We start from the raw sequence: 15,755 nt of genomic DNA on the forward strand, positions 1-15,755 counted from the left end.
CGCTGTGTTTCGCCACCCCGCAAGCGGGATGGACTTTTTCAAAGGAACCTCGACCATCCGAAGGATGGACGGGGTATCAACATATCTGGCGTTGACTTTTGGCACGCTGTTGAGTTCTCAAGGAACGGACGCTTCCTTTGTACTCACCCGCAGAACACTTTCTGGGGCTTTCCTCCGGGCGCTTCCCTTCGGTCTTGCGTTTCCGACTCTATCAGACTCTTTCGTGTCCGATTCCCGGTCGGCGGGCCCCCTGCCAGGCAGGAGATTTGTTACTACGCTTTCCGGTTCCCGCTTTCGCGTTTCCCTTTCGGCGCGGTCACTACGTTAACCGATTTCCCGGGCGACTCATAATCGAGTCATTCGAGCTGAATTTCGGCATGCCGAAACCGGACCCGTTCGGGCTGGTCGTGAGTAGTGGATGGCCACTTCGGGGTGCTGAACAGCAGGGCCCGGCTCAAGCGGCTCGGGCTACGTTAGGCGGCCGGAGTAACCGAGTCAAGTTGCCCTGCGGCGTGGCACATGTGCCCGATAGGGGCTGACCGTTGGGTCGCCCTCGATCCAGAAGCGCCACGGGTGGTGTGCACCGTCTCCGCCGACTCCCGTGCGGGGGCCACTGCGTACCTGGTCAGGGGTTGGGGGGTGACCGTAGGACAGGGAGAGCGGGGCGGTGGCACCGGCGCAGAGGTCGCTGCCGTTCAGGGTCCGGTCAACAGCGAGGGCCGTGGCCAGTCGGGCGGGCCCTTTGGCCAGTTCCTTGTCGTGACGGGCCGAGAATCGACGTTTGCGTGCGAGATCCGCGCCCACCCGGATCTCGCCGGCGCGCAGCAGGACTCCGCTCGCCCTGCCCTCGGGGCCGCACACCACATTGAGGCAGTGCCACATGCCGTAGGTGAAGTAGACGTAGGCATGACCGGGCGGGCCGAACATCACGTCGTTGCGCTTGGTGCGGCCGCGGAAGGCGTGGGAGCCGGGGTCGGCCTCCCCGGCATACGCCTCGACCTCGGTGAGGCGCAGCTCGATGAGGCCCGCGCCCGTCAGACGTGTCAGGGTGCAGCCGAGGAGTTCCGGAGCAACCTCGAGTACCGGGCGGTCGAAGAAGGCCCGGGGCAGCGGCGTACGGTCGGAGCGCTCGATCATCGCGTACGAGCGTAGCGGGGAACCGACCACGGTCCCTCGCGCGTATGTAGGGGTCAGGACCTAGAAGGAGTGGACATGGGCTTCAAGAGGCTGCTTGCCAGCATGGGCGCCGGCGGTGCTTCCGTGGAGACGGAGCTGACCGAGGCGAACGTCGTGCCGGGCGGTGTCGTCCAGGGCGAGGTGCGCATCCAGGGCGGATCGGTGGATCAGCAGATCGAGGGGCTGTCCGTCGGTCTGCAGGCCCGCGTCGAGGTCGAGGGCGGTGACCAGGAGGTCAAGCAGGACATCGAGTTCACCAAGCTGCGGCTCGGTGGCGCGTTCGAGGTCAAGGCCGGTGCGGTGCACGTGGTGCCGTTCGGGCTGGAGATTCCCTGGGAGACGCCGGTCACCAGTATCCAGGGCCAGCAGCTGCGCGGGATGAACATCGGCGTGACCACCGAGCTGGAGATCGCGCGGGCCGTGGACTCGGGCGACCTCGACCCGATCAATGTGCACCCCCTGCCGTCGCAGCAGGCCATCCTGGATGCCTTCATCCAGCTGGGCTTCCGCTTCAAGAGTGCAGACATGGAGCGCGGTCACATCCGCGGGACGCGTCAGCGGCTGCCCTTCTACCAGGAGATCGAGTTCCTCCCGCCGGCCCAGTACCGCGGGCTGAACCAGGTCGAGCTGACGTTCGTCGCGGACGAGAACGAGATGGACGTCATCCTGGAGATGGACAAGAAGCCGGGGCTCTTCAGTGAGAGCAGCGACTCGTACAAGGCCTTCAAGGTGGGGCACCACGACTTCCGGTCCACCGACTGGGGGGCGTACCTCAACCAGTGGATCGCGAACGTCGGCGGCCGCCGCAACTGGCTCTAGGCTCCCTTTCGGCAGGACACATGCAGACAGCCGAATCGGAGGTTTTGACGTGACCGAGCTCAAGCGGGCGCCCCTTCCGCACGACTTTCATCCGGCGGTCCCGCCGTTCACGGTGGTGAGCGACGACATCGCGCCCGGATCGGTGCTGAAGGACGCCCAGGTCCACGCGGCGGGCAACACCTCGCCGCATCTGCGCTGGGAAGGCTTTCCCGCGGAGACCAAGAGCTTCGCCGTGACGTGCTTCGATCCGGACGCGCCGACCGGCAGTGGGTTCTGGCACTGGGTGCTCTTCGACATCCCGGCGTCGGTGACGGAGCTGCCGGTGGGTGCGGGCAGCGGGAAGTTCGAAGGGCTGCCCGCGGGCGCCGTCCACGCCCGTAACGACTACGGGTCGAAGGACTTCGGCGGTGCCGCTCCGCCGGCCGGTGAGAACCACCGCTATGTCTTCACGGTGTACGCGGTGGACAGCGAGAAACTCGGCCCCGGCGCGGATGCCTCGCCCGCGGCGGTGGGTTTCAATCTGCGCTTTCACACGCTCGGCCGTGCGCAGCTGATCGGCGAGTACGAGAGTCCCGCCGAGAGCTGAGTGTTCGCCCGGAGTTTGCCCTGCCCTGGTCTTGGAGAGATCAGGGCAGGGCAGTTTTGTTCCCGGGGGGCGGGGGGTCACTCCCCGGGCAGGCACAGATATTGCGTTGTCCATCTCGGCGCGCCCGGCCAGAGTTGATCCAAGCCTGATGCCCGCCGACGCGGCCGGCCGGGCGAACGGAGGTGGGCGAGATGCGGGACACACTGGTACTGAATGCGAGCTTCGAGCCGCTGTCGACGGTGACACTCAACCGTGCGGTGGTGCTGGTGCTGCAGGACAAGGCCGTTGTTGAGCAGGCCCATCCCGGACTCCGTGTGCGCGGTGCGGCAGTTGATCTTCCGGTACCCCGGGTGATCAGGCTCTGCAGATATGTCCGGGTGCCGTTCCGAAGACAGGCACCGTGGTCGAGGCGGGGTGTGCTGGTCAGGGACCAGCACCGGTGTGCCTACTGCGGCAGGCGCGCGACGACGGTGGACCACGTGGTGCCGAGGTCGCGCGGTGGCGCCGACAGCTGGCTGAACACGGTGGCCTCCTGCGCCGAGGACAACCACCGCAAAGCGGACCGTACGCCGGAGCAGGCGGGGATGCCGCTGCTGCACCAGCCGTTCGTGCCGTCGCCGGCCGATGCGATGCTGCTCGGGCTGCGCTCGGGTGAGCGCGAGGCGCTGCCGGACTGGCTGGGGCAGTCGGCCGCGTAGGCCTCCGTCCGTACCCGCGGTCATGCCGGAGCCCGCCTTCCGATGAAGGCGGGCTCCGGCGTTTCGTGCCTGTCTCAGCGCAGCAGCAGCTGGACGATGGCGAGCGTGCCGACGATCACGATGAGCGTGCGCAGCACAGTGGGGTGGAGCCGGCGGCCGATCTTGGCGCCGATCTGGCCGCCGATGGTGGAGCCGACGGCGATGAGCAGGACGGCCGTCCAGTCGAAGTCCGCGACGAAGAGGAAGAAGAGCGCGGCGATGCTGTTGACCACGGCGGCGAGGACGTTCTTGACGGCGTTGATGCGCTGAAGGCTGTCGTCGAGCAGCATGCCCATCAGGGAGAGGTAGATGATCCCCTGGGCCGCGGTGAAGTAGCCGCCGTAGACACTGGCGAGCAGCAGACCCCCGAACAGGAGCGGGCCGCCGTCGGCGTGGGTGCGGGTGCCGTTGCGCTCGCGGCGCTGCTGGACCGCCTTGGACAGTCGGGGCTGGAGGATCACCAGCACCAGGGCGAGGGCGACCAGTACGGGCACGATCGTCTCGAAGGCCGTCGGGGGCAGCATCAGCAGAAGTACGGCTCCGCTGAGACCGCCGATCGCCGCGGCGACGCCGAGGCGCAGGACCCGTGTGCGCTGGCCTTTCAGTTCGGCACGGTAACCGATGGCTCCGCTGACCGAGCCGGGGATCAGGCCGAGCGCATTGGACACCGTGGCGGTGACGGGGGGCAGTCCGGTGGCGAGCAGGACCGGAAAGGTGATCAAGGTGCCCGAGCCGACGATCGTGTTGATCGTGCCTGCGCTGACGCCGGCCACGAAGATCGCGAGTGACTCCCAGATGGACAACGCCATCTCCTTCACATCAGTGAGTCGCCTCCCCGCCATGAAGGTCGAAGGGCCTCACTGATCATGCATGAAGAGGCGGGGCGTCAGTCGATGGGGGGCTGCTCGCGGCGCTCCTTGCTGCTGCCCGATGTGCCCGAACCACCGCCCATGCCGGCCATGGGGTTGAAGTTGCCCATCGCTCCGCTGAGGCCCTTCAGGGCGTCGCCGATCTCGCTGGGAACGATCCAGAGCTTGTTGGCGTCGCCCTCGGCGATCTTCGGGAGCATCTGGAGGTACTGGTAGGCGAGCAGCTTCTGGTCGGCGTCCCCGGCATGGATGGACTCGAAGACCGTGCGGATGGCCTGGGCCTCGCCCTCGGCGCGCAGCGCGGCGGCCTTGGCCTCGCCTTCGGCGCGCAGGATCGCGGACTGCTTCTCGCCCTCGGCGGTGAGGATCTGCGACTGGCGGATACCTTCGGCGGTGAGGATCGCGGCGCGCTTGTCGCGGTCGGCGCGCATCTGCTTCTCCATCGAGTCCTGGATGGAGGTGGGCGGTTCGATGGCCTTGAGCTCGACGCGGTTGACGCGGATGCCCCACTTGCCGGTGGCCTCGTCGAGGACGCCGCGCAGGGCCGCGTTGATCTCCTCGCGGGAGGTCAGGGTCCGCTCGAGGTCCATGCCACCGATGATGTTCCGGAGCGTGGTGACGGTGAGCTGCTCGATCGCCTGGATGTAGCTGGCGACTTCGTAGGTCGCGGCGCGGGCGTCGGTCACCTGGTAATAGATGACGGTGTCGATGTTGACGACCAGGTTGTCCTGGGTGATCACCGGCTGCGGCGGGAAGGGGACAACCTGCTCGCGGAGGTCGATGCGGTTGCGGATGGAGTCGATGAACGGGACGACGATGTTCAGGCCCGCGTTCAGGGTTCGGGTGTAGCGCCCGAAGCGCTCGACGATGGCGGCGCTGGCCTGGGGGATGACCTGGATCGTCTTGATGAGGGCGATGAAGACCAACACCACCAGAATGATCAGGACGATGATGATCGGTTGCATCGTGTTCCCTGTGCCCTTCGCTGCCGAATGATTCTGATGATCGAGTTTTCCAGAACACGGGCTGGATTGTGGGGCGTTCGGCCTGTTCGGCCTGCTCAGTTCACATGACGACGGCCGTCGCGCCGTCGATCTCGACGACGTCGACCTGCTGGCCCTCTTCGTAGGTCATGGTCGGGTCGAAGGCGCGGGCGGACCAGATCTCACCGGCCAGTTTGATACGGCCGCCGTTGCCGTCGACCCGTTCCAGCACGACCGCCTGACGGCCTTTCAGCGCGTCGACGCCGCTGGCGAACCGGGGGCTCTGGGCTCTGTGCCGGTTGGCGATCGGCCGTACGACGGCGAGGAGGGCCACCGACACCGCGACGAAGACGAGCACTTGGGCCACCGTGCCCCCGCCGACTGCCGCGACGACGGCCGCGGCCACCGCTCCGGCCGAGAACATGCCGAATTCGGGCATCGCCGTCAGCACGAGCGGAATGCCCAGTCCGACCGCGCCGATCAGCCACCACACCCATGCGTCGATGTCCACGTGGTCATGGTAGGTCCGCCGGTCGCGGTCGGGACAGGGGGCGATATCAGGTCACCGCGGGCCGAGTTGGCGATTCGGCCGCTTCGGGCGGGCCGGCCGGGTCCGTGCACGCGGCCCACCGCGTGCGGTCAGCCGAGCGGGAGGCCCTGCGCGGTCCAGCGCTCCCCGTTGCGCTCGACGACGAGCGGGAGGCCGAAGCAGAGCGAGAGGTTGCGGGAGGTCAGCTCGGTCTCCATCGGGCCGGCGGCGAGCACCTTGCCCTGGCGGATCATGAGGACATGTGTGAAGCCGGGCGCGATCTCCTCGACATGGTGCGTCACCATGATCATCGAGGGTGCGTACTGGTCACGGGCCAGCCGGCCGAGACGGCGGACCAGGTCCTCGCGGCCGCCGAGGTCCAGACCGGCGGCCGGCTCGTCCAGCAGGAGCAGCTCGGGGTCGGTCATCATGGCGCGCGCGATCAGGGTCCGCTTGCGCTCGCCCTCGGAGAGCGTGCCGAACTTCCGGTCGAGGTACTCGGTCATGCCGAGCCGGTCCAGGAAGGCGCGGGCGCGCTGCTCGTCGACGTCGTCGTAGTCCTCGTGCCAGGTGGCGGTCATGCCGTACGCGGCGGTGAGCACGGTCTCCAGGACGGTCTGGCGCTTGGGGAGCTTCTCGGCCATGGCGATGCCCGCCATGCCGATGCGCGGACGGAGCTCGAACACATCGACCTTGCCGAGCCGCTCGCCGAGGATGCGGGCCTTTCCGGCGCTCGGGAAGAGGTAGCTGGAAGCGATGTTGAGAAGGGTGGTCTTGCCGGCGCCGTTGGGGCCGAGGATGACCCAGCGCTCACCTTCCTTGACCGACCAGGAGACGTCGTCCACCAGAGCGCGTCCGTCGCGGACCACCGATACGTCCACCAGCTCCAGTACATCGCTCATGAGCGCGTTGTCTCCCCATGCAATCGTCTTGAGGTGTTCGGGTGCGTTTGTGCACCTGTGGGCGCAGCTCCCAGGGAAAACCTACGCCACCGGTCGAGTGCTCCACTGCCCAGCCCGGTCCCTAGGCTGGGTCCATGCATTCCGAACCACGCTCAGGACGGCTGGCCGCATGGGGAAATGCCCTGTTGGCCGGACTTGTATCCCCGGACGACGCCGCCGGCGCGATCGTCGGCGACGATGCGGTGCACCGGGTGGAGGCGCTGCCGGGCGAGGCGGCCCCGGTCGGGCTCACGCTGGCGCTGGGGCGGCTGCGGGCACTCGGGGTGACCGGGTACCGGGTCGCGCTCCCGGCGCCGGGGCATCCGCTGGGGCTCAGCGGACCGCCGGAGTTCAACGCGCGGGCGCTCGATGCGCAGGAGGCCGTGGTCGCCACGGGGGCCGCGTACGGGCTGGTGCCCGAGGTGCACGAGGCCGGGCCCGACGGGGACCGGCACGTGGAGGTCGTCTGGCATTGCCTGCCGGTCCGTGAGGCGCCGCCGGCGGATGTGCCCTCGCTGGGCGAGGCGGAGCGGGAGCTCGCGGAGGCGCTGCGCGAGGCGACGGCGGCGCTGACGCGACTGGATGTCGCGGGGTCGGGTCCGGTGGCCGAGGCAGCGGTGGACGCGTACCGGGCGCGGGCGGAACGGGGGCCCGGGGAGATGCTCGCACCCGGGTACCCACCACGTGCCGTCCGGGTGTTGGAGCTGGCACAGCGGATCGGGCTGCTGATCTCCGTGGCGTACGAGAACGGCCACGGCGGCGCGGTCAGCGCGTCCGAGATGGCGGCGCGGGGCGAGGCGCTGCGCCCGGTGGAACGGGTGGCGCGGCGCGCGCAGGTGGCCGCGTACAACGCGTACGTGGAGGAACGGGAGCGCGGGGGGCGCTGACCCCCGGTGGGGTCCGCCGACCAGGCCGCCGGGGTGCGTCGAGGCCGCGGGCCGGAGGGCATCGGATCGCGCTCCCGCCGGCGGCCGGGCGCGACCGGGGAGGTGGCGCCGGAGCGCGCGGGCGCCGGCTTCTGTGGGTGCCGTCCGACAGGGCGGACGTCGCACGGCCCCGCAGGCGGTGTGCCTGCGGGGCCGTGCGATGTGTCGCCGTCGTGGGGAGCGGTCAGCCGTTGACGCCCACGTTGCCGAACGCGGGGTTCAGCAGGCCGATCACGTTCACGGTGTTGCCGACGACGTTCACCGGGACGTGGATCGGGACCTGCACCAGGTTGCCGGAGGCAACACCCGGGGAGTGGACGGCCTCACCGTGGGCGTGGGCGCCACCGGTGGTGGCGGACGCCACACCCGCGCCGGCTGCGACCAGGCTTCCGGCGATCATGGTGAGAGCAGCGGCCTTCTTCAGGTTCTTCACTTCGTCATCCTCCGTAGCGTCGTTGCGGCAGTCGCCGCAGCACGCCATGAAGAACGGTCCGGAGTCGATCAGGATGCGCCGGACGGGTGACATACACCCGACAGTATGAATCTCGCACCGGAGGGTGACGCTCCGCGACTCCCCTCCCCTGCGCTCAGCCCGCCAGCCCATGCCGAACGGCCCACAGCGCCGCCTGCGTGCGGTCCGACAGATCGAGCTTCATCAGGATGTTCGAGACATGTGTCTTGACCGTCTTCTCGGAGAGGACCAGCGCCCGGGCGATCTCCCGGTTCGACCGCCCGTCGGCGATCAGGCCGAGCACCTCCCGCTCCCGCTCGGTCAGGGTGCCGCCACGGCCCGTGCCGCTGCCCGGGTCGTCGTCGGACAGCAGCGCGCCCGCGACCTCCTGCTGCAGCAGTACATGGCCCGCGTGAACGGAACGGATCGCACCGGCCAGCGCGTCCGGGTCGATGTCCTTGTACACGTATCCGGAAGCTCCGGCGCGCAGCGCGGGGACCACCGTGCGCTGCTCGGTGAAGCTGGTGACGATCAGAACCTTGGCCGGGTTGGCCAGCTCGCGCAGCTTGCGCAGCGCCTCGATACCGTCCATGCCCGGCATCTTCACGTCCATCAGGACCACGTCCGGCTTCAGCTCCTCGGCGCGCTGGACCCCCTCGGCCCCGTCCCCGGCCTCGCCGACCACCTCTATGTCGTCCTGGATCTCGAGGAAGGTGCGCAGCCCGCGGCGGACCACCTGGTGGTCGTCGACCAGCAGCACGCGGATGGCCCTCCTCCCTCCCGCCGGTGCCCTTGTGGCGAAGCTCTCTCCGGCTCCGTCCGGGGGGACCCCCATCACGCTGCCCCCTGCATCCTCAGCCACCGGGGACCTCCATCTCGATCGTGGTGCCCTTGCCGGGCGCCGATTCCACACTGAGTGTGCCGCCGACACCGCTCGCCCGGTCCCGCATCGACACGAGTCCCAGATGGCGGCCGGCCCTGCGGACGGACCTCGGCTCGAACCCCTTGCCGTTGTCGGTCACGCTGAGCACCGCACCCTGTCCGCGCCGGACCAGGACCACATCGACCTCGTCCGCACCGGAGTGGCGCAGTGCGTTGTGCAGCGCCTCCTGGGCGACGCGCAGCAGCGCCTCCTCCTGCGCCGCGGGCAGGGCCCGTATCGCGCAGCTGTAGAAGGTGACGTGGGCGGTGTGGGCGCGGTCGAGCACCTGGATCTGGGTGCGCAGCGTGTTGACGAGGCCGTCCTCGTCGAGGGCGGCGGGGCGCAACTCGACCACGGCCGCCCGCAGTTCGTCGGTCGCCTCCGCGGCGAGCGCCGCGACCTGCTGGAGCTCACCCTTGGCACGGGCGGGGTCGCGGTCCACGAGGGCGGCCGCGGCCTGGGCCGTCAGCCGGAGCGAGAAGAGCTTCTGGCTGACCGCGTCGTGCAGCTCGTGGGCGAGCCGGGAGCGCTCCTCGGCGATGGTGAGCTCGCGGCTGCGCTCGTAGAGCCGGGCGTTGGTCAGGGCGATCGCCGCGTGCTGGGCGAGGATGCCGAGCAGTTCCTCGTCCGCCTCGGTGAAGCCGCAGCCGTCGTCGGGCTTCGGGCACCGCTTGTTGGCGAGGAAGAGCGCGCCGATGGTCTCGTCGCTGTCTTTGATCGGCAGTCCGAGGAAGTCGGACATCTCCGGGTGGGCGGACGGCCAGCCTTCGAAGCGCGGGTCCTTGCGGACGTCGGCGAGCCGCTCGGGTTTCGCGTCATGGAGCATCGCGGCGAGGATGCCGTGCTGGCGCGGGAGCGGGCCGATCGCCTTCCACTGGGCGTCGCTGACCCCGTCCACGACGAACTGGGCGAAGCCGCCGTGGTCGTCGGGCACGCCCAGCGCCGCGTACTGCGCGTCCAGGAGCTCGCGGGCCGAGGCCACGATCGTCTTCAGCACGTCGCGCACCTCGAGATGCCTGCTCATCGCGAGGAGTGCGGTGCTCACGGCGGCCAGGCCGGAACTCGGTCGATGACTCATGAACTCACCGTACCGGCGGGTTGTGACAGTCCGTATCGGCCCGGGGACGGCACCTGGTCGGGACTCCGGACGTAGGTCGAAGTGCCTTGCGGGTAGGGCCCCGCGCACGAGGCGGCAGGCCGGGCGCTGTTCCTACGTTGGGTCCATCGACTGGACAAGGGGATGGACATCATGCCGGTAGCGGTGATCACCGGGGCGTCGAAGGGGTTGGGGCGGGCGCTTGCGGCCGCCCTCGCACAGCGGGGCTGGGATCTGGTGCTGGGCGCCAGGACGGCGGACGTACTGAAGGAGAGCGCGCATCACATCGGCGTATACGGGACACGGGTGATCGCGGTCCCCGGGGATGTCACCGACGCCGGGCACCGCCGCGAGCTGGTGGCCGCGGCCCGGGGCCTCGGGGGCCTCGATCTGCTGGTGAGCAATGCCAGCGCGCTCGGCGCCGAGCCGCTGGTGCGGCTGGAGGCACTGCCGCCACAGGGCCTGCGGGCGGCGCTGGAGACCAATGTGGTCGCGGCGCTCGGCCTCGTACAGGAGGCTCTGCCGCTGCTGCGGGCTTCCGGGTCCGGCGCGGTCGTCACGGTCAGCTCGGACGCGGCGGCGGAGGCGTACGAGACCTGGGGCGGATACGGGGCCTCCAAGGCGGCGCTCGACCAGCTGGCCTCGGTGCTCGCGGTGGAGGAGCCGGGGCTGCGCGTGTGGTCGGTGGACCCGGGGGACATGCGGACGGATCTGTACGCGGCCGCCGTCCCGGACGACGACGCTCCCCGTCCGTCGCCCGAGTCGGTCGTGCCGGGCTTCCTGCGGCTGCTGGAGCGGCGTCCCGCCAGCGGCCGGTACGCGGCACCGGCTCTGCTGGAGACCCGGTGACGACGGTGGAGGAAGGAGGGTCCGTTCCGGCCGCGCTGCGGGTGCCCGACGAACTGTCCGCCCGTGAGCCCGCCGAGGTGCGCGGATCGGGGCGGGACGACGTACGGCTGCTTCTCTCGCGCGGGACCCGGGTGACCCATCACCGGTTCGCCGACCTGCCCGGGCAGTTGCGGGCCGGCGATGTACTGGTGGTCAACACGTCCGCCACGCTGCCGGCCGCCGTCACGGCGCGGGCCGGGGGCGGCGAGGCGGTCGTCGTGCACTTCTCCACACGGGGCGAGGACGGGCGGTGGGCCGTGGAGCTGCGCCGCCCGGACGGTGCGGGCAGCACCGGGCCGCGGGCAGGCGGGCCGCGCGGGGCGGTGATCCGGCTGCCCGGTGGTGCGCGGCTGGTTCTCGAGGAGCCGCTCGCCGTAAGTGCGGACCGGCTGTGGTGGGCCTCGGTGTCCGTGGCGGTACCCGGTCTGCTGGCGCGTTACGGGCGGCCGATCCGGTACGGGTACACGGCGCGGGACCAGTCCCTGGCCGCGTATCAGACGGTGTTCGCGCTGCCCTCCCCCGACGGCTCGGGCTCCGCCGAGATGCCGAGCGCCGGGCGTCCGTTCACGGCGGGGCTGGTGGCGGAACTGGTCAGCCGTGGTGTGCAGTTCGCGCCTCTCACGCTGCATACCGGGGTGGCGTCGGCGGAGGCGCACGAGCCGCCGTACCCGGAGCGCTTCGCGGTGCCTGCGGCGACGGCCCGGCTGGTGAACGCTGCTCGTGCGGGAGGGGGCCGCATCGTCGCGGTGGGAACGACAGCGGTGCGGGCGCTGGAGTCCGCGGTCGACGCGGACGGTGTGGTGCGGGCGGCGGCGGGCTGGACGGATCTGGTCATCACTCCGGCGCGCGGGGTGCGGGCGGTGGACGGACTGCTGACGGGGCTGCACGAACCGGAGGCTTCGCATCTGCTGATGCTGGAGGCGATCGCCGGCAGAGCCGCGTTGACCTGCAGTTATTCGGAAGCGCTGCGCCGTCGCTATCTGTGGCACGAGTTCGGCGACGTCCACCTGATACTGCCGGAACAGGCCCCTGGGAATGGGCCCGTCGAGGCCCTCACGCTTTGAATTGCCGACGCAACACATGGTGAGACCGGCACCCGCCCGATGTGAGCCCGCGCATAGGACGCAGGTCACTTACGAAGCTAGTTAGTGGACGCATAAAGGGCGTTTGATCGGGTATCGCGAGCCCAAATCGGACTATTCGCCCAACCTGATCCACTATCGCGGGTCGTACGTCACACCTTTGCCAGGGGATTTTGCTGCCGCTAAGAATTGCCGACGTCGTCACCGAGGAAAGAAGTGCCGCACCGGCCAGGGACGACATCCGCTATTCGAAGAGGTACTTCTGTATGTCCGCGTCCAGCACCCCTGTCCTTCGCCGTCTCACGTCCCGCAAGGCTGCCGTCGCCGGTGTCGCCGCTGCCGCCACCGCGGCCCTTGCGCTCTCGCTCGCTCCGGGCGACGCCGAGGCCAGCGTCGAGACCGAGGCGCTCGCCGCGGCCCCCGTCGCGTGGGAGCTGGACTCCGCCGAGGCGTCCGTCCACAAGAGCATCACCAGCCAGCAGTCGGCCTTCGAGGCCCGCCTCAAGGCCACGCAGGCCAAGGCCAAGGCCGAGGCCGAGGCGGCCGCGAAGCAGAAGGCCGCTGCGGCCAAGGTCGCCGCAGTGAAGAAGGCCGAGGCCAAGGCCAAGGCCGAGGCCGCGGCGAAGAAGCGCGCGAAGGCCGCGGCCGCGAGCCGCGCCGCCGCTCGCAAGCCGGTCTACGCCAACAACCTGGACGGCTGGATCCGCGAGGCGATGTCCATCATGAAGAAGCACGACATCCCCGGCAGCTACGACGGCATCAAGCGCAACATCCTGCGTGAGTCCAGCGGCAACCCGCGTGCCATCAACAACTGGGACATCAACGCCATCAACGGCATCCCGTCGAAGGGCCTGCTGCAGGTCATCAAGCCGACCTTCGACGCGTACCACGTCCCCGGCACCGCCTGGGACCAGTACGACCCGGTCGCCAACATCGCCGCCGCCTGCAACTACGCGGCCGACCGCTACGGCTCCATGGACAACGTCAACAGCGCGTACTGACGGACGCTGTCACACGCCGAAGGGCGCACCCCGCGCGGGGTGCGCCCTTCGGCGTCGAATCAGGACCGCTTCACTTGCGCATGACCTCGGGCTCGTGGCGGCGCAGGAACCGCGCCACGATGAAGGCGCAGAGCGCCCCGATCGCGAGCAGAATGCCCATGTCGACGAACCACTGGGCGGCCTCGTGGTCCCACAGGGGATCCGTGTCGGTCGGGTCGTTCTCGTTGGGGAACAGGACGTTCAGCTGAAGCGTCGTGCCCGCGGCCGCCACCGCCCAGCGGGACGGCATCAGGTACGAGAGCTCGTTGACACCGACGCTGCCGTGCAGGGTGAAGAGGCAGCCGGTGAACACCACCTGGACGATGGCGAACATCACCAGCAGGGGCATGGTCTTCTCCGCGGTCTTCACCAGCGAGGAGATGATCAGACCGAACATCATCGCGGTGAACCCGAGCGCCATGATCGGCAGGGTCATCTCGACCCTGACGGCGCTGCCGAGGACCAGGCCCTCCTCGGGCACCTCACGCAGACCGAAGCCGATGGCACCGATGATGACGCCCTGCAGGGCGGTGATCAGGCCGAGGACGATCACCTTGGACATCAGGTATGCCGAGCGGGACAGGCCTGTGGCCCGCTCCCGTTCGTAGATGACCCGTTCCTTGATCAGTTCACGTACGGAGTTGGCGGCGCCGGAGAAGCAGGCACCGACCGCGAGAATCAGCAGCACCGTGGCGCCCGTGGCGTTGGGGCCGCGCTCGCTGGGGAGCAGCCCCTGGTCCGGCTTGATCAGCATGCTGACCGTGCCGAGGACGGCGGGCAGGACCAGCATCAGCGCCATGAAGCCCTTGTCCGAGGCGATGACCGAGAGATAGCGGCGGACCAGGGTGAGCAGCTGGGAGCCCCAGCTCTGCGGCTTCGGCGGGCGCATCTGCTGCGGTGGCGGCATGTGCACCGACTGCGCAGCGACGGCGTCGATGTCCGCGGCGTACATCTGGTAGTGCTGCGAGCCGCGCCAGCGGCCCGCCCAGTCGTAGTCGCGGTAGTTCTCGAACGCCGAGAAGACGTCGGCCCAGGTGCTGTAGCCGAAGAAGTTGAGCGCCTCCTCCGGCGGGCCGAAGTACGCCACCGAACCGCCCGGCGCCATGACCAGGAGCTTGTCGCACAGCTGCAGCTCGGCGACGGAGTGGGTGACGACCAGGACCGTGCGGCCGTCGTCGGCGAGGCCGCGCAGCAGCTGCATGACGTCGCGGTCCATGCCCGGGTCGAGACCGGAGGTCGGCTCGTCCAGGAAGATCAGCGACGGCTTGGTCAGCAGCTCGAGGGCGACCGAGACGCGCTTGCGCTGACCGCCCGACAGCGAGGTGATCTTCTTGTCCTTGTGGATGTCGAGCTTGAGCTCGCGCAGCACCTCGCCTATACGGGCCTCGCGCTCGGCCTCGGCGGTGTCGCCGGGGAAACGGAGCTTGGCCGCGTACTTGAGCGCTTTGCGGACGGTCAGCTCCTTGTGCAGGATGTCGTCCTGCGGGACCAGACCGATGCGCTGGCGCAGCTCGGCGAACTGCTTGTAGAGGCTGCGGTTGTCGTAGAGGACATCGCCCTGGTTGGCGGGCCGGTAACCGGTGAGCGCCTTGAGCAGGGTGGACTTGCCCGAACCCGAGGGGCCGATCACGCCGATCAGCGACTTCTCCGGTACGCCGAAGGAGACGTCCCGCAGGATCTGCTTGCCGCCGTCGACCGTCACGGTCAGATGCCGGGCCGAGAAGGAGACCTCGCCGGTGTCGACGAACTCCTCGAGCCGGTCGCCGACCAGCCGGAAGGTGGAGTGGCCGACGCCGACGATGTCGTTCGGGCCGATGAGCGCGGCCGACGACTTGGCGATCGGCTGACCGTTGACGTACGTGCCGTTGTGGGATCCGAGGTCGCGGATCTCGAAGCGGCCGTCGGGAGTCGCCACGAACTCGGCGTGGTGGCGCGAGACCTGGAGGTCGGAGACGACCAGTTCGTTCTCGAGCGCACGGCCGATGCGCATCACACGGCCGAGGGAGACCTGGTGGAACGTGGTCGGGCTGCGGTCGCCGTAGACGGGCGGGGCACCGGCGGCGCCGCCCGCCGGCTGTCCCTGCTTCTGACCGGAGTGCTGCTGCGGGATCTGGGCCGGCGGAGGCTGTTGGCCCTGCGGAGGCTGCTGCGGCCAACCCTGCTGCTGGGCGGGAGCCTGCGGCCAGCCCTGCTGCGCGGGAGCCTGCTGGGCCGGAGCGTGCTGGGCGGCACCCTGGGCCTGCTGGGGCACGGCGCCCTGGTCGCCGTACCCGCCGGCGCCACCGGCCGCCGGGCCGGAGAGATTCAGCCGCGGGCCGTCAGTGGCGTTGCCCAGATGCACGGCCGAACCGGGGCCGATCTCCAACTGGTGGATCCGCTGGCCCTGGGAGTAGGTGCCGTTGGTGCTGCCCTGGTCCTCGATGACCCAACTGCGCCCGCCCCAGCTGATGGTGGCGTGCCGCCACGACACTCTGGCGTCGTCGATCACCACATCGCCCTGCGGATCGCGTCCGAGGGTGTACGACCTGGACGGATCGAGCGTCCAGGTCCTTCCGTTCAATTCCAGTACGAGTTCCGGCACTCCATGCCCCACTACTTGTCCCCCGAGTTTCCCCCGTCGCAGGGAGTCTAGGGATGGCGAACATCGTGAGGAACTATTTCAGGCCCGGTCCCGTGTCGGAAAGTCGGGCCATGTGAAGAGCCCCTGGGG

General features: G+C 69.5%; 16 protein-coding genes. 7 read left to right on the forward strand and 9 right to left on the reverse strand.

All coding sequences use genetic code 11. From position 1 onward, the window contains the following. Window positions 1-495: 495 nt before the first annotated feature. Window positions 496-1,137, reverse strand: a complete 642-nt coding sequence (locus ACFYWI_RS04970; protein WP_389225249.1) for a DNA-3-methyladenine glycosylase — start codon at window positions 1,135-1,137, stop codon at window positions 496-498. A gap of 75 nt (window positions 1,138-1,212) precedes the next feature. On the opposite strand from ACFYWI_RS04970, the gene ACFYWI_RS04975 reads away from it, so the two are divergent. The 3 genes from ACFYWI_RS04975 to ACFYWI_RS04985 all read left to right on the forward strand — a co-directional run bounded on the left by ACFYWI_RS04975 (window position 1,213) and on the right by ACFYWI_RS04985 (window position 3,279). Next, window positions 1,213-1,995: a sporulation protein gene (locus ACFYWI_RS04975; protein WP_389225251.1), complete on the forward strand. Its 783-nt coding sequence runs from the start codon at window positions 1,213-1,215 to the stop codon at window positions 1,993-1,995. A 49-nt stretch (window positions 1,996-2,044) separates the two neighbouring features. Further along, the gene (locus ACFYWI_RS04980; protein ID WP_389225253.1) at window positions 2,045-2,581 is read left to right on the forward strand and encodes a YbhB/YbcL family Raf kinase inhibitor-like protein; all 537 of its coding nucleotides are present in this window, start codon (window positions 2,045-2,047) and stop codon (window positions 2,579-2,581) included. A 191-nt stretch (window positions 2,582-2,772) separates the two neighbouring features. Beyond that, window positions 2,773-3,279 (forward strand): HNH endonuclease, encoded by a 507-nt coding sequence (locus tag ACFYWI_RS04985; RefSeq protein WP_389225255.1) that lies wholly within the window; start codon window positions 2,773-2,775, stop codon window positions 3,277-3,279. A gap of 74 nt (window positions 3,280-3,353) precedes the next feature. On the opposite strand, the gene ACFYWI_RS04990 is transcribed toward ACFYWI_RS04985, so the two are convergent. The 4 genes from ACFYWI_RS04990 to ACFYWI_RS05005 all read right to left on the reverse strand — a co-directional run bounded on the left by ACFYWI_RS04990 (window position 3,354) and on the right by ACFYWI_RS05005 (window position 6,601). Then, a complete protein-coding gene (locus ACFYWI_RS04990) occupies window positions 3,354-4,121 on the reverse strand; it encodes a sulfite exporter TauE/SafE family protein (protein WP_389225257.1) in 768 nt (255 codons plus the stop codon). An 83-nt stretch (window positions 4,122-4,204) separates the two neighbouring features. Next, window positions 4,205-5,152 carry an SPFH domain-containing protein gene (locus ACFYWI_RS04995; protein ID WP_389225259.1) on the reverse strand — a complete coding sequence of 316 codons (948 nt, stop codon included), beginning with the start codon at window positions 5,150-5,152 and terminating at the stop codon, window positions 4,205-4,207. A 100-nt stretch (window positions 5,153-5,252) separates the two neighbouring features. Beyond that, a complete protein-coding gene (locus tag ACFYWI_RS05000) occupies window positions 5,253-5,681 on the reverse strand; it encodes an NfeD family protein (RefSeq protein ID WP_389225261.1) in 429 nt (142 codons plus the stop codon). Between the two features lie 128 nt (window positions 5,682-5,809). After that, window positions 5,810-6,601 (reverse strand): ABC transporter ATP-binding protein, encoded by a 792-nt coding sequence (locus ACFYWI_RS05005; RefSeq protein WP_389225263.1) that lies wholly within the window; start codon window positions 6,599-6,601, stop codon window positions 5,810-5,812. A 134-nt stretch (window positions 6,602-6,735) separates the two neighbouring features. Here ACFYWI_RS05005 and ACFYWI_RS05010 point away from each other — a divergent pair, with 134 nt between their 5' ends. Next, complete coding sequence (locus tag ACFYWI_RS05010; RefSeq protein WP_389225265.1) at window positions 6,736-7,527, forward strand: hypothetical protein; 792 nt, start codon at window positions 6,736-6,738, stop codon at window positions 7,525-7,527. A 223-nt stretch (window positions 7,528-7,750) separates the two neighbouring features. Here ACFYWI_RS05010 and ACFYWI_RS05015 read toward each other — a convergent pair whose 3' ends face one another. From ACFYWI_RS05015 to ACFYWI_RS05025, 3 genes are all read right to left on the reverse strand, one after another. After that, entirely contained in the window at window positions 7,751-7,999 is a 249-nt protein-coding gene (locus tag ACFYWI_RS05015; RefSeq protein ID WP_389226274.1) for a chaplin, read from the reverse strand. Window positions 8,000-8,153: 154 nt separating this feature from the next. Next, window positions 8,154-8,777: a response regulator gene (locus ACFYWI_RS05020; protein WP_389225267.1), complete on the reverse strand. Its 624-nt coding sequence runs from the start codon at window positions 8,775-8,777 to the stop codon at window positions 8,154-8,156. A gap of 94 nt (window positions 8,778-8,871) precedes the next feature. Then, window positions 8,872-10,017: a GAF domain-containing sensor histidine kinase gene (locus ACFYWI_RS05025; protein WP_389225269.1), complete on the reverse strand. Its 1,146-nt coding sequence runs from the start codon at window positions 10,015-10,017 to the stop codon at window positions 8,872-8,874. A 171-nt stretch (window positions 10,018-10,188) separates the two neighbouring features. Here ACFYWI_RS05025 and ACFYWI_RS05030 point away from each other — a divergent pair, with 171 nt between their 5' ends. From ACFYWI_RS05030 to ACFYWI_RS05040, 3 genes are all read left to right on the forward strand, one after another. After that, window positions 10,189-10,884 (forward strand): SDR family NAD(P)-dependent oxidoreductase, encoded by a 696-nt coding sequence (locus tag ACFYWI_RS05030; protein WP_389225271.1) that lies wholly within the window; start codon window positions 10,189-10,191, stop codon window positions 10,882-10,884. Beyond that, window positions 10,881-11,987 (forward strand): S-adenosylmethionine:tRNA ribosyltransferase-isomerase, encoded by a 1,107-nt coding sequence (locus tag ACFYWI_RS05035; protein ID WP_389225273.1) that lies wholly within the window; start codon window positions 10,881-10,883, stop codon window positions 11,985-11,987. The genes ACFYWI_RS05030 and ACFYWI_RS05035 overlap by 4 nt, the downstream gene beginning before the upstream one ends. A 284-nt stretch (window positions 11,988-12,271) precedes the next feature. Continuing rightward, complete coding sequence (locus ACFYWI_RS05040) at window positions 12,272-13,006, forward strand: transglycosylase SLT domain-containing protein (RefSeq protein WP_389225275.1); 735 nt, start codon at window positions 12,272-12,274, stop codon at window positions 13,004-13,006. A gap of 70 nt (window positions 13,007-13,076) precedes the next feature. On the opposite strand, the gene ACFYWI_RS05045 is transcribed toward ACFYWI_RS05040, so the two are convergent. After that, window positions 13,077-15,638 carry an FHA domain-containing protein gene (locus ACFYWI_RS05045; protein WP_389225277.1) on the reverse strand — a complete coding sequence of 854 codons (2,562 nt, stop codon included), beginning with the start codon at window positions 15,636-15,638 and terminating at the stop codon, window positions 13,077-13,079. Window positions 15,639-15,755 lie beyond the last annotated feature (117 nt).

This window comes from Streptomyces sp. NPDC002889, from assembly GCF_042888425.1.
In the GTDB taxonomy this organism is placed as follows: Bacteria; Actinomycetota; Actinomycetes; order Streptomycetales; family Streptomycetaceae; genus Streptomyces.